Below are 11,830 nucleotides of genomic sequence, written 5' to 3'. Positions count from 1 at the left end.
CACCCGCTACGACAAGACAGCCGAGTCCTACCAAGCAGCCATCACCCTCGCAGCGCTCCTGATGTGGGCGTGACATTTGAAGACAACTCCTAGGGGAGGCGGGCCAGCAAGTGCGCGTCGAGGAAGCCCCGTTCGGAGGCCGGATCGTGGACCAGCTGGGCGAACGGGACGAGCCCGGCGGCCGTGAGCAACTCGGCGAACTGGTCCACCGGCCAGCTGTAGGCGGGCGTCACCTTGTGGTCGAAACGGACCGGCTCCGGTCCGCCGGTCGCGAAGAACGAGGTCAAGAGCAGGCCGCCCGGTGCCAGGACACGCACCTGCTCGGCGAGCAGCGCGGGCAGTTCCGCGGGCGGCGTATGGATCATTGAGTAGTGGGCCAGCACGCCGCCGACCACGCCGTCCTCGACCGGCAGGGACTCCATCCGCGCCTCGTCAAACCGCAGCGTCGGATTGGCCTGCCGGGCGTGATCGACCATGCCCGGTGAGAGGTCGAACCCGGAGGCGTCCAGCCCCAGTTCATGCAACATGGCCGTCAGATGCCCGGGCCCGCACCCGACGTCGACTACCCGCAGGTTCCCCGTCGCCCGCACCAACTCGGCGAAGGTCCCGATCATGTTCCGCGAGAACGGCTGTGTCTCCAACCGGTCGGCGAACAACGACGCATACAGTTCGACGACCCCGTCATAGGCCGCCCCGGTCTCGTCCTGGTGCTCCATCACGGGGAAGGAAGCTAGCATCCGCGCACGTTCGCAGCCTCTTCGCCCCCGTACCGCTCCTCGGGCGGTGGTTGTGAGAAGGCCGGCGAGGCGGCAGTAGCGGCGTTCCTGGGGCGCAGGGACAATCGACCAATGCGTGATCGAATGTGGTTGCCGGTGGGCCTGTGTTTACGTCCGTGGGAGTTGTCCGATGCCCCCAACGTGCTGGTGGCGTTCACAGAACCGCTCATGGAACGGCAAGGCGACGCACCCCTCACCACCGTCGAAGACGCTGAGAACTGGATCCAGCGGCGGCGGAATCAGTGGCACCAGGAGGTGGCCTACAGCTTCGCCGTCACCGACAGCACCAACACGGCGTTGGGCAGTGTCACGGTCAGCAACCTCAACCACCAACACGGCACCGGGTGGATCTCCTATTGGACCGCTTCCACGGCCCGCGGCAGAGGGACGGCGACCCACGGCTGCCGGACTCTGGCGACCTGGTGTTTCGCCGACCTCGGACTCTTCCGGTTGGAACTGGGACACCGCACCGACAATCGCGCTTCTTGCCGGGTAGCCCTTGCCGCAGGTTTTGCAGCCGAAGGTCTGCAACGGCAGAAACTCGCCTACGGCGGCGTCCGCTACGACGTCGAGACACACGCGCGACTTGCGACGGACCCATAACCGCGGCAGTCGACACACCTCAACGCCGAGACCGAAGGAGACTTGGTCAGGAGGCGAGCACCTGAGGATTTTCGCCGACCCGGGCGCGGGGAATGGGGAGTAGCGCCGTGGTTGCGCTCCGTTGCCTGGCGCTGGCTGGACAGGACCGGTCGGTCACGCCGTACTCGTCACGCCCTGGGGCCGACAGCAGTAGCGCGGCGAGTGCCGATTTCCGACGAGCCGCCTGCCTTCGGCAGGATGGGTGCCATGGTTGAGATCCGCACCCCCCGCCTCCTGCTCCGTCAATGGCATGACGACGACCTCGTGCCCATGGCCGACATCAACGCGAACCCTCGGGTCATGCGCTGGATCGACGACGGCTCGGTCCGCGACCTGGACCACACCGCCGAGGCCATCGAGCGTTGGGAGGAGGAATGGGACGAGGAGGGCTTCGGGCTCTTCGCCGTCGAGTTGCTGGCCTCGGGGGAGCTGGCCGGCTTCACGGGGCTGTACGTGCCTGAGTTCCTGCCGGAGGTAGGGCCCGCCGTGGCGATCGGCTGGCGGCTCGGCTCACAGTTCTGGGGCCAGGGATACGCGTCCGAAGCCGCCCAGGCCACGCTGGAGTTCGCGCTCCAGGACCGTGGCCTCGACCGCGTCATCAGCATCAGTCGGGTGGGTGACGCTGCTTCCGAGAACGTCATCCGCAAGCTCGGAATGGTGCTGGAGCGCGAGACGGTCCACCCGGTGTACGGCCATCCGCTGCGCGTTCACACCATCGACCTCACCGAGTACCAGGCGTGACGGAAACGCCAGGCGTGACGGAAACGCCAGGCGTGACCGAATCCCAAGTGTGAAGGGCTTCGTGACGAGGGACGAGGTGAGCCTCGCACCGTTCGCGTACGTCGATGAGGTCTACGAGCCACGGCGCATGGAGGATCGGTTCGAGGGTGGCTCGGTCCGATCGAGTTCGGCCGCGAGGCGTGCCGCGCATGCGAGGACCCTCCGGTCGTACTCGTCGTCGAAGAGGGCGTGGCAGACGTCGCGGACCTCTCCCCAAGCGTGCGAAAGCTCCGTCAGGTCGCTGATGTTCACAGCTCTGACCCCAACTGGCGGGTGTTGCCTTCTCGTCGGCCACGGCGGTTGGGCGTGCTACTCCAGCGTTGCTCCAGCGGGCTGACATGTTGTCGACCCTGAGGGGCTGAGGCAAGTGGGCGCCCATGCGGCGATGTTCGCGATCAATGCGGGCACTCTCCCGAGCCTGCTGTGGCTGGCACCCCACGGTGCGAACGGCACGTTCCCACAGCCCGGGCTCATGTCGAGCCACCGGTAGTTTGTTCAACCCGGCGGTAGAGACCACTGCCGCGTCCTGTGGTGACTGCGCCGACCAGGGCTTGGATCGTCCGCCGTCCCGCTGGCCGCATCACCGCATCCGACCACTGGAGAGGACTCACCCCTCGATGTTCATATGGCCTTCGATCGTTGCCGTGCTCGGTACCCTCGCCGGTGCCCTGGTGGCCGGGCTTCTCCAGCATCGTGCGGCACGCACCGCACGCGCCGAGCAGCGCGCCGACAGTCACCGTCAGGACCAGCTCGGCGCGGTCACCGACTTCGCGGCCGCCCTGGACGCGCACCGTTCGGCGATCTTCCACCGGGAGCGTCTGGCCCTGAGCGAGGCAGGTACCGAGCACCAGTTGGAGGCCCAGACGAGGTCCCACGACACCCGGGCGGCGATCACCGCGCCCCATATCCGCCTTCAGGTCCTGCTCCCCGAGCTGGCGAGCCCCGCCCAGCAGGCCGCAGATGCCACGTACGCGTTGCGCAAGGCCGCCGATCGCACCGAGCTGGACGCCCGGCGGCATGCGGCCAAGGAGGCGTCCGAGACCTTCGTCGCCGCGGCCGCCAGGCTGCTAGCCCCGAACAACCGCTGACTGGGGACGACACCGCCGGCGTCCCGCGTCGGGGTGGCTGCCCGTTCCGTGGGTCGCCGGTCGTCAGTGCTCTTCCGGGCCGGTCAGTGCCGATGCGGTGCCGCGGGCGAAGGCTTCCGGGTTGTCCAACATGATGTTGTGGCCGCTGTCCGGGATCGGGACCACGTTGACTCCCGCCGCGGTGAGGGCGTCCGTGCCGGGGAGGGGGCCGTCGGCCGCGGGCAGGAGGTAGGTGCGGGGGATCGACAGCTTCAGGAGGAGGTCCCGCATCGACGGGTCGGTGCCGCGGGTGAGGTGCACGGCGCTGCGGTGCAGGGCCTCGCGTCCGGCCAGGCGCATGGTGGACCACCAGTGGGCGCTGACCCAGTCGCGGATCTCCCGCCAGCCGCCTGCGAGGAACTCCGCCTCGGAGTAGTGGGCGATGCCGGTACTGCCGCCCGCGCCGGCGCGCGGGGTGATCGGGTCCAAATTGGCGTCTATCAGGACGAGTTGGGAGACCAGGTGTGGGTGCCGGGTGGCCAGGACGATGGCGACCGAGCCGCCCATGCTGTGGGCGATGAGCTGCGCGTCGGTGACTCCGGCGGCGGTCAGCGCGGTGGCGAGGGCGTCCGCGTGTGCTTCGAGGGTGTAGTCCGAGTCCGTGGGGCGGTCACTGAGGCCGTGGCCGAGCAGGTCGATCAGCAGCGAGCGGTGGCCGGCCAGCAGCGGATGGGTCGCGCTCGCGGTGAAGTAGGCGGGCGAGGTGGCGCCCAGGCCGTGCACATAGACGCGGGTGGGTTCCCGGCCCGGCAGTTCGACCCAGCGGATCCGGTCTCCTTGGGGCGTCGCTATGGCGCTGTGCACGGTCGGGCTCCTCGCAAACACGGTGGTGGGTGGGGAGGTTGAGGGTAGCCGGTGCTGAGTACCAGGCTGCCTGGCAGTTGTCAGAGGGCGGCTGTTCGCAGTCGTGTCCGGATCACCAGCTCGTTGACGTCGGCGGCGGCATCGGCATTGGTCGCCGTCGGTAGCGTGGTCGACTGCTCGGCCTCGTCCAGCGTCGCGTGGAGGGCCTCGATGTCGGTCGTGATGCGCTCGTGCGTGGGGGCGCCGTCGAGCGTGGAGAGGTGTCGGTGTTCGGCCGCGGCCTTCGCCGTGACGAGGTCTTCGACGTAGTTCGGTGCGCGCACGGTTTCCAGCAGCGTCGGCAGGTCTGCCCGGACTTGGTGGGCGCGCATCAGATGAATGCCCGTGAGCAGGACGCGGAACGTGTAGAGCAGCGGCTTGAGTTCGCCGGTCTTTTCGAAGAGGCGCCACTGCGTCGTCGCGAAACCGCGGTAGTGGCGGGCGTGATGCACCGTCAGAAGGCGGGGGGCGAGGTCGACGAGGGCGGCGTGCTCGGGTGTCGTGTGCACCACGAGTGGGGAGAGGAGTTGCTCCAGGACGTAGCCGTTGGGGCGGAGCAGGAGCCTGGCGAACTTGGCCAGGTCGTGGGTGACCAGGTCCATCTCCAGGCCGCCGGCGTCCCACATGCGGGACTGGGTCTCCTGCGCGGGCGTCAGCCCCAGGACGTCGCGCAGGGGCAGTACGTGGACGCCGCGCAAGTCGACGTCCGAGTCGCGGGACGGGAAGCCGTAGAGGTGGGCACCCGAGACCGTGGCGAACAGCAGGGGGTGCCGCTGCTCGGCGACGACGTGTGTCAGGTCCGGTAGGTCGCTCACGGTGTGCGTGGTCATGCGGGGCTGCTTTCGTTCGTCAGGGAGCGACGGCGGACCGAGATCAGCCAGTTCTCCACGCGGGTGGTGTCGGGGAGTTCGGGGAGCGGGCTCGTAGCCAGTGCCCGGTCCAGGCGTGCGGACAGCCTGTCGCGCCAGGCGCAGATCTCCTCCCAGGGCAGTTCGCCGCGGCGCACGGCCAACAGACGTTCGCGGTACGGGCCCGCGTCGACCTGCATGGTGCCGCTCTCCAACAACAAGGCACCGCTGATCATCAGGCGGAGCATGTGCGTGAGGTGCTTCCAGCGCGGCTCGCTCCCGCGCTCCCGGCGGTTCTCCGCCTTGACGAACTGGGCGTTGGCGTACCGCGCGAAGGTGGTGTGTGCCTTGCGGGAGAGGAACGCGGGGGTGAGGTCCCGTAGTTCGACGCCGAGTGCGGTGTGCTGTTCGACGAGCGGGCTGTGCAGGACTTCGAGGACGTTGGGATTGTTGGCGAGGGCGAGCTCGCAGAACCGCTCCACCTCCCAACCGAACTGCTCGGGCAGCGGGCCTTCCACGTGGGTGGGCGGTTTGACCATGCGCCAGAAGTCGGCGGTGGGCGCGACGTACACGCCGCGGCGATCGACGTCCGAGGCGGCTGTGGCGAGACCGAACGCGCGTGATCCGACAACCACCGACAGGATCGTGTGCTGCTCCACCAAGTACTGCTGCGCCTCTGACATGCGGCTATTTTCGTAAGATCGCCGTGATTGGCCAACGGGTTTCTTGATGCTCGGCCATGAGACCGAAACCGGGGGCGGGTCGGTGACCCGGTCCCGTCGGCCCGCGCTGCGGGGTGTCGCAGCACTTGATGTACCCGGCGACCTGTCGAGATCGAAGCCACCGCGGTCCTTGGCTGAACGGACGTCCCGGCATGTGGCGATGCCTGGACGTCACGGAGCGCCGGTGTCGGCGTTGGTACAGGTGCCGGTGTCCGCGGTGGTCGTGGTGGGCCGGGGGTGCAGGATCCCGGACGTGGTTGCGGCGATCAGGCAGAGTGCGACAGGCAGGAAGAGGGTGAGGTTGAGCGGCACGACATGGGTCAGCGGACCGATGGCGGCGGGGCCGGCCAGCATGCCGAGGTAGCCGAGTCCGGCGACCCTGGAGACGTTGGCGCCGGCGTTGCCGGGGTCGAAGTGGCCTGCGGCGCTGAAGAGTTGGGGGACGCAGCCGGACAGTCCGGCGCCGAACACCGCCCAGCCGGTCAGGGCCAACGGGACCCAGGGGGAGAGGGCAGTCACGGTCAGGCCGGCCGCGGCCGCGCCGGCGCCGTAGCGGAGCACGGCCACGGGGCCGACGCGGGCGGCGACCCGGTCCGCCAACAGTCGGCCGAGGGTCATGGCGGTGGCGAACGCCCCGTAGGCGAGGGCGGCGGTGGCCGCGGGCGCGTCCAGGACCGTGCGGAGGTGGAGCACGCTCCAGTCGTTGGCGACGCCCTCGCACAGCATGATCAGCAGGGCGAGGGTGGCCAGGACCCAGATGTGGCGTGGAGTGGTTCGTCGGGGGCGTGGGGTGGGGGCGGTGACGCCTGTGGGTGTGGAACTCGGCGACTCAGGCGGCGAGTTGGTGGGGCCGGGGTTGGCTTGCGGGCTGGTGCCCGGGGTGGTCGCCGGGAGCAGTGCTGGTGCGGCCAGGGCGGCGACGAGCAGGCCCAGTGCGGCCACGGAGGTGAGCGCTGTCGCCGGGCTCCAGCCCAGGGCGAGCGTGCGCGCGCCGACCAGTGAGGCGAGCACGCCGCCGATGGAGTAGGTGGCGTGGAACGCGGACATGACCGGTCGTCGGTAGCCGCGCTCGACCTGGACGGCATGGGCGTTCATGGCGACGTCCAGGCAGCCGTTGCCGAGTCCGAGGAGCAGCAGTGCCACCCCCAACGTCCAGGCATGGGCGGCCAGTCCGGGCAGGACCAGGGTGACGCTGCACAGCGCCGCGCCGAGCGGTACGACGGTGCGGGCGCCGAAGCGGTCGGCGAGCGGCCCGACGAGTTGCATGCCGACGAAGGCGCCCGCGCCGAGCAGTAACAGGAGCCAGCCGAGCACGGCGTGGTCGATGCCCACCCGCTGTTCGATGCTGGGGATGTGGATGATCCACATCCCCAGCAGGAAGCCGTTCAGGGCGAAGTAGGCGAAGGTGGCCGCCCGTCCGGCCCGCAGTCGACGTGGTGGCGGGCCAGGTCGCGCCCCACCTGTGCCCGTCCCGGGTCCTGGCCCCGATCCTGGTCGGGTCTCCGGTTGTGCCTGAGATTCCATGCTGTGAACATAGCGAACATAATTTCTGTGCGGAAGTTGCGTTACGAACATGTCAGGTGTTCAATGTGGGCATGTCTGGAACAGTGCGACTGAGGCGGATCACCGAGGCCGTACGCGATGCGGGGAGCATCGGCGTCGCAGAGCTCGCCGAGTTGACCGGCGCCTCGGAGATGACCATTCGTCGTGACCTGGAGGCGTTGGCCGCGCAGGGCGTCCTTGAGCGCTACCGCGGCGGGGCCAGGAGCCTGCTGCTGCGCGGGGAGGAACCGCCGTTCGCGCTGCGCGCGCAGGAGGGGTTGGAGGCCAAGCGGCGGATCGCCGCCGAGGTCGCCGGGCTGATCGCGGACGGTGAGTCGGTCGTCCTGGATGGCGGGACCACGTGTCTGGAGGTGGCCCGGGCGTTGGCCCCTCGCCGGCTGACGGTCATGCCGCTGTCGCTGCACGCGGTCAACGCCCTGACCGACGGCCCGCAGCTGACCCTGCTGGTGCCGGGTGGCCGGCCGCGGCCGGGGGAGTTGGCGCTGACCGGCCCGTTGACCGAAGCCTCGCTGGCCGCCCTGCGCTTCGACACCGCCGTCCTCGGCTGCTGCGGGCTCACCGCTGAAGACGGCCTGACCGCCTACGACTTGGACGACGCCGCCGTCAAGCGCACCGCGATCGGCTGTGCCCGCCGCGTGATCGCGGTTGCGGAGGCCGGCAAGTTGTCCCGTACCGCCCTCGCCCATGTCGCGCCGGTTGACGCCCTGCACGCCGTCGTCACCGATGCCGAGCCGGACGACCGGACGGAGCGACTGGCCGCGGCCGGTGTGACCGTGAGGACGGTGTGAGCGGTGGCGCCGGACATCGTGCTCTTTGATCTCTTCGGCGTCCTCGCCCGTCATCAATCGGTTGCGGGGCAACGGGAGTTGGTACGGTTGGCCGGCGTGTCCGGAGCGGATTTCCGGGACGCCTACTGGGCGTCGCGGGTGCCCTACGACCGCGGTGACGTCGACGGGCCCGGCTACTGGCGGTGGGTCGCCGACCGCCTCGGCGCCCGCTTCGACGAGCGGCGGGTGGCCGAGCTGATCGCCGCCGACGTCGACAGTTGGAGCGCCGTGGACGACACCATGGTCGGCCTGGTCGCGGAGTTGGCGGCGGGCGGGCGGCGGCTCGGGCTGCTGTCCAACATCCCCGAGGAACTGGCACGTTACTACGAGGCCCACCATGCCTGGCTCGACCACTTCGAGGTGCGTGCCTTCTCCTGCCGGATCGGCCACGCCAAGCCCGAACCGGCCGCCTACGACTGGTGCCGACGCGCCCTGTCCGTCCCGCCGGAGCGCATCCTGTTCGTCGACGACCGCGAGGAGAACGTCCGGGCCGCCGAAAGGAGCGGGATGCACGGCCATCTCCTCACCACCCCGGAGCGACTGAGGGAGCGGCTCGGCACGTACGTGGGAGGCGGCGGGGCGGAAGGGATGTGAGGGAGCTGTTGGACAGGCGGACCGGTCACCCGGCGCGTGGTCGTCAGCCGACGGGGATGCCCGGGCCGGTGACAGCTCCTCCGAGGCGCCGGCTCCCCGGAGATCCGTCAGAAGCGTCTAGCCCGCCCTGCCGGACCGTTCGCTGAGAAGCTCGATCAGCAGCGCCAGCGGCGGCCAGTTCAACCGGCCGTGGCGGGCCACCGCGTGGGCGCGGAGCACCACCTCGGGGGCGGTCAACGGGACGAGGCGGACGCCCGGGACGGTGGCGATGTCGGTCGGTAGCAGGCTCACGCCGAGGCCCGCGGTGATCATGCCCTGGACGAGGTCGAGGTTGTCGGCCCGGTGGGTGATGCGCGGGGTGAAGCCGGCCATGGAGGCGAGCGTGCGGATGGCGGTGTCGTCGGCGGTGTTGCGGGAGTTCACGATCCAGTCGTGGGTGGCGAAGCGGGCGAAGACCTCGGCCGCCGTCCCGTCGGCGGCGGTGGCCTCGGCGGCGTGGTCGGGGACGCCCAGGCCCCACGGGGCGGTCCACAGCGCGGTGGCGCGGACCGCGGGGTCGAGGGTGGCCGGCGCGAGGTTGTAGTCGTAGGTGAGCGCCAGGTCCGTCTCGTCCGCGGCCAGCAGTTCCAGGGCCTCGGCCGGTTCGTGCTCGCGGATGAGGAGGTGCAACCGCGGGTGACTGGCGGCCAGTTCGGCGGCCAGGGGCAGCAGGTGGGCGCGGATGGCGCTGGCGAAGCCGGCGATGCGCAGGGTGCCGTTGGGTTCCGCGCCGGGGGCGAGGTCGAGGTGGGCGGCCTCGACGGCGCCCAGGATCGTCACGGCGTGCTCGGCCAGGCGGCGGCCGGCGGGGGTGAGGCGGACCCGGCGGCCGTGCGGTTCGATCAGGGCGGTGCCCATCTCCCGTGCGAGTACGGCGAGCTGTTGGGAGACGGTGGAGGTCGTGGTGCCGGTGGCCTCGGCGACCGCGCGCATCGAGCCCAGCCGGGAGAGCTCCACCAGCAGATGCAGTCGACGCGTTTCCATTGCTCCATTGTTCAGGACGCCGTTGCCCCCGTTATTCAGGACGCCGTTGCCCGCCTGTCCCAGGCACCGTTCAGTATCGTCGAATGGAACGTCCATGATCGGCACGTGGACGCGAACGGTGCCCAGGGCATCTACTGACTCCCATGCCTGCGTTCGAGTTCAAGGGCCCCGAGGGCCGCGCCCCGTCCCGTCTCCGAGGCGCCGTCGGCCGACGGCGCCTCGGCGGTGCCGAGACCGGTTTCCTGATGGCGGTCGCCTCCATGACCTCCGTCCAACTGGGGCTCGCCCTGGCCGTCCCGCTCTTCGGGCAACTCGGCGCGCTCGGCACGGCGGGACTGCGGCTGGCGTGTGGCGGGCTGCTCCTGCTGGTCCTGATACGTCCCCGACTGCGCGACTTCACCCGGCGGGACCTGCTCACCTGCGTCGTGCTGGGCGGGGCCAGCGCCGGCATGATGGTCTTCTTCATGCTCGCCGTGGCGCGTCTGCCGCTGGGCACCGCGAGCGCGCTGGAGTTCCTCGGCCCGCTGGCCGTGTCGCTGTTCGGGCCGGGCGGCGGACGCAAACTGTGGGCGGGACTGGCCGCGCTCGGGGTGGTGCTGCTGACCGAGCCCTGGCACGGTGGCGTCGACGCGGTGGGGCTGGTCTGCGCCCTGGCCGCGGCGGGCTGCTGGGCCGGCTACATCCTGCTGACCCAGGGCGTCGGCGACCGCGTCACCGGGCTCAGCGGCCTGGCCGTCTCGATGCCGGTCGCGGGCCTGCTCGGCACGTTGATCGCCGCGCCCAGCCTGTGGGGGCACCTGACGTGGCAGCCGGTCGGGATCATGTTGGTGCTGGCCCTGGTGAGCCCGGTGCTGCCGTTCGTCCTGGAATTCCTCGCGCTGCGCCGCCTGACCACCGCCGCCTTCGGCACGCTGATGAGCCTGGAGCCGGCCATCGCGCTGCTGGTCGGCCTGTTGGTGCTCGGCCAGGCACCGGGCCTGGTCTCCGCGGCCGGGGTGCTCTTCGTCGTCGTCGCCGGTGCGGGCGCCACCCGCACCGGCGCCCGCACACCGGACGAACCCGTCGCGGCCGATGCGCCCGCCCCGCGGTCGTGCGCCGCGGAAACGCCCTGACGGGCGGGCCGGACGGCTTCTCGGGTAGCGGGTGCGCCCGCTACCCAAGAGCCTCAGCCCAACAGTCCCGTCAGACTCCCCACCCAACGGACCCGGCCCGGCAGGCTCACCCCAACGGGCAACAGACTCAGCTCAACGGCTTCCGGACCTCGTTGCGGATCTTGCCGACGGTGTCCGCGAACGCCTGGAGATCCACCGCCTGGGGATCCTTGGCCAGGTCGGAGGCGTCGGTCTGGGCGACGTTCCCGCTGGTGCTGGCGTCCACCCAGACACAGAAGCCCAGCGTCACCTGCTGCCCCAACTCCTCGCGCACGTCCACCCCGCAGGTCAGTGGGGCGCCGCCGCCCGAGGGCGTGAACTCCCGCTCCGCCACCGCGACATGGGTGCGGCTATCGCTCTTCATGCCACCGATGGCGTGCTCCACGGTCGTCCGGGGATTGTCGATCGTGCCGTACATGCCCACCATCACCAGTGACTTGGTGCCGCTGGTGTACTGCCCGCCCACGGACGAGATGCCGTGCTCGTTGGCACCGTCGTGCGGAACGGAACTGCTTGCCTGGGCGGAGATGTCCTTGGCGAGGGTGTAACTGCCGTCCGCCAGCGTCTGCGGCACCGTCACCCGGTACTTGGGCCCGGACGCACCACCGCCACCGCCCCCGCCACTGAGCACCACGGCCGCCGCGATGCCGCCCAGGACGACGACGCCCGCCACCGCCCCGACGACGGCCCACACCTTGCCGGCGTTGCTCTTGGGCGGGACCGGAGGCGGCATGCCCGCGCCCGGGTAGCCGTACGGGGCCTGCGGCGGCGCACTGTAGGGCGCCTGCGGCGCGCCGTACGGGCCCGGTGCCTGGTACCCGCCCGCGCTCGGCGCCTGGTACTGACTTCGGCGTTTCAAGGTGATGGTGGTGGGTCGAGGGAGAGTCTGGTCCCGGCGATGAAGCCGTTGAGGGTGTCGGGGCGGTATTGCAGG

General features: G+C 70.4%; 13 protein-coding genes. 6 read left to right on the top strand and 7 right to left on the bottom strand.

Annotated features, from left to right (window positions below):
* Positions 1-89: 89 nt before the first annotated feature.
* Entirely contained in the window at positions 90-719 is a 630-nt protein-coding gene (locus ACIQU6_RS42635) for a class I SAM-dependent methyltransferase (protein ID WP_403487761.1), read from the bottom strand.
* A 129-nt stretch (positions 720-848) separates the two neighbouring features.
* Between ACIQU6_RS42635 and ACIQU6_RS42630 the strand changes: the two genes are divergently transcribed.
* From ACIQU6_RS42630 to ACIQU6_RS42620, 3 genes are all read left to right on the top strand, one after another.
* A complete protein-coding gene (locus ACIQU6_RS42630; RefSeq protein WP_403487759.1) occupies positions 849-1,379 on the top strand; it encodes a GNAT family N-acetyltransferase in 531 nt (176 codons plus the stop codon).
* 246 nt (positions 1,380-1,625) lie between these two features.
* Positions 1,626-2,159 (top strand): GNAT family N-acetyltransferase, encoded by a 534-nt coding sequence (locus ACIQU6_RS42625; RefSeq protein ID WP_403487757.1) that lies wholly within the window; start codon positions 1,626-1,628, stop codon positions 2,157-2,159.
* A gap of 656 nt (positions 2,160-2,815) precedes the next feature.
* Positions 2,816-3,286, top strand: coding sequence for a protein kilB (locus ACIQU6_RS42620; protein WP_403487755.1), 471 nt, complete (start codon positions 2,816-2,818; stop codon positions 3,284-3,286).
* A gap of 63 nt (positions 3,287-3,349) precedes the next feature.
* Here the strand turns inward: ACIQU6_RS42620 and ACIQU6_RS42615 are convergent, their stop codons facing one another.
* From ACIQU6_RS42615 to ACIQU6_RS42600, 4 genes are all read right to left on the bottom strand, one after another.
* Entirely contained in the window at positions 3,350-4,129 is a 780-nt protein-coding gene (locus tag ACIQU6_RS42615) for an alpha/beta fold hydrolase (RefSeq protein ID WP_403487753.1), read from the bottom strand.
* Between the two features lie 80 nt (positions 4,130-4,209).
* A complete protein-coding gene (locus ACIQU6_RS42610) occupies positions 4,210-4,998 on the bottom strand; it encodes a DNA polymerase beta superfamily protein (protein WP_403487751.1) in 789 nt (262 codons plus the stop codon).
* Positions 4,995-5,699, bottom strand: coding sequence for a DNA polymerase beta superfamily protein (locus ACIQU6_RS42605; protein WP_403487749.1), 705 nt, complete (start codon positions 5,697-5,699; stop codon positions 4,995-4,997). Before ACIQU6_RS42605 ends, ACIQU6_RS42610 begins: the two co-directional genes overlap by 4 nt.
* Before the next feature lie 210 nt (positions 5,700-5,909).
* Complete coding sequence (locus tag ACIQU6_RS42600; RefSeq protein WP_403487747.1) at positions 5,910-7,262, bottom strand: MFS transporter; 1,353 nt, start codon at positions 7,260-7,262, stop codon at positions 5,910-5,912.
* A gap of 71 nt (positions 7,263-7,333) precedes the next feature.
* Between ACIQU6_RS42600 and ACIQU6_RS42595 the strand changes: the two genes are divergently transcribed.
* Both ACIQU6_RS42595 and ACIQU6_RS42590 read left to right on the top strand, forming a co-directional pair.
* Complete coding sequence (locus tag ACIQU6_RS42595; protein ID WP_403487745.1) at positions 7,334-8,089, top strand: DeoR/GlpR family DNA-binding transcription regulator; 756 nt, start codon at positions 7,334-7,336, stop codon at positions 8,087-8,089.
* Between the two features lie 3 nt (positions 8,090-8,092).
* On the top strand, positions 8,093-8,722 hold the full coding sequence (locus tag ACIQU6_RS42590; protein WP_403487743.1) for an HAD family hydrolase: 630 nt from the start codon (positions 8,093-8,095) through the stop codon (positions 8,720-8,722).
* Between the two features lie 117 nt (positions 8,723-8,839).
* On the opposite strand, the gene ACIQU6_RS42585 is transcribed toward ACIQU6_RS42590, so the two are convergent.
* Entirely contained in the window at positions 8,840-9,745 is a 906-nt protein-coding gene (locus ACIQU6_RS42585; protein ID WP_403487741.1) for a LysR family transcriptional regulator, read from the bottom strand.
* A 143-nt stretch (positions 9,746-9,888) separates the two neighbouring features.
* On the opposite strand from ACIQU6_RS42585, the gene ACIQU6_RS42580 reads away from it, so the two are divergent.
* Positions 9,889-10,857: an EamA family transporter gene (locus ACIQU6_RS42580; protein ID WP_403487739.1), complete on the top strand. Its 969-nt coding sequence runs from the start codon at positions 9,889-9,891 to the stop codon at positions 10,855-10,857.
* 127 nt (positions 10,858-10,984) lie between these two features.
* On the opposite strand, the gene ACIQU6_RS42575 is transcribed toward ACIQU6_RS42580, so the two are convergent.
* Entirely contained in the window at positions 10,985-11,755 is a 771-nt protein-coding gene (locus ACIQU6_RS42575) for a hypothetical protein (protein WP_403487737.1), read from the bottom strand.
* Positions 11,756-11,830: the final 75 nt, after the last annotated feature.

This window comes from Streptomyces sp. NPDC090442, assembly GCF_044769405.1.
Taxonomy (GTDB): domain Bacteria; phylum Actinomycetota; class Actinomycetes; order Streptomycetales; family Streptomycetaceae; genus Streptomyces.
This window is presented reverse-complemented; position numbering and strand designations above follow the sequence as displayed.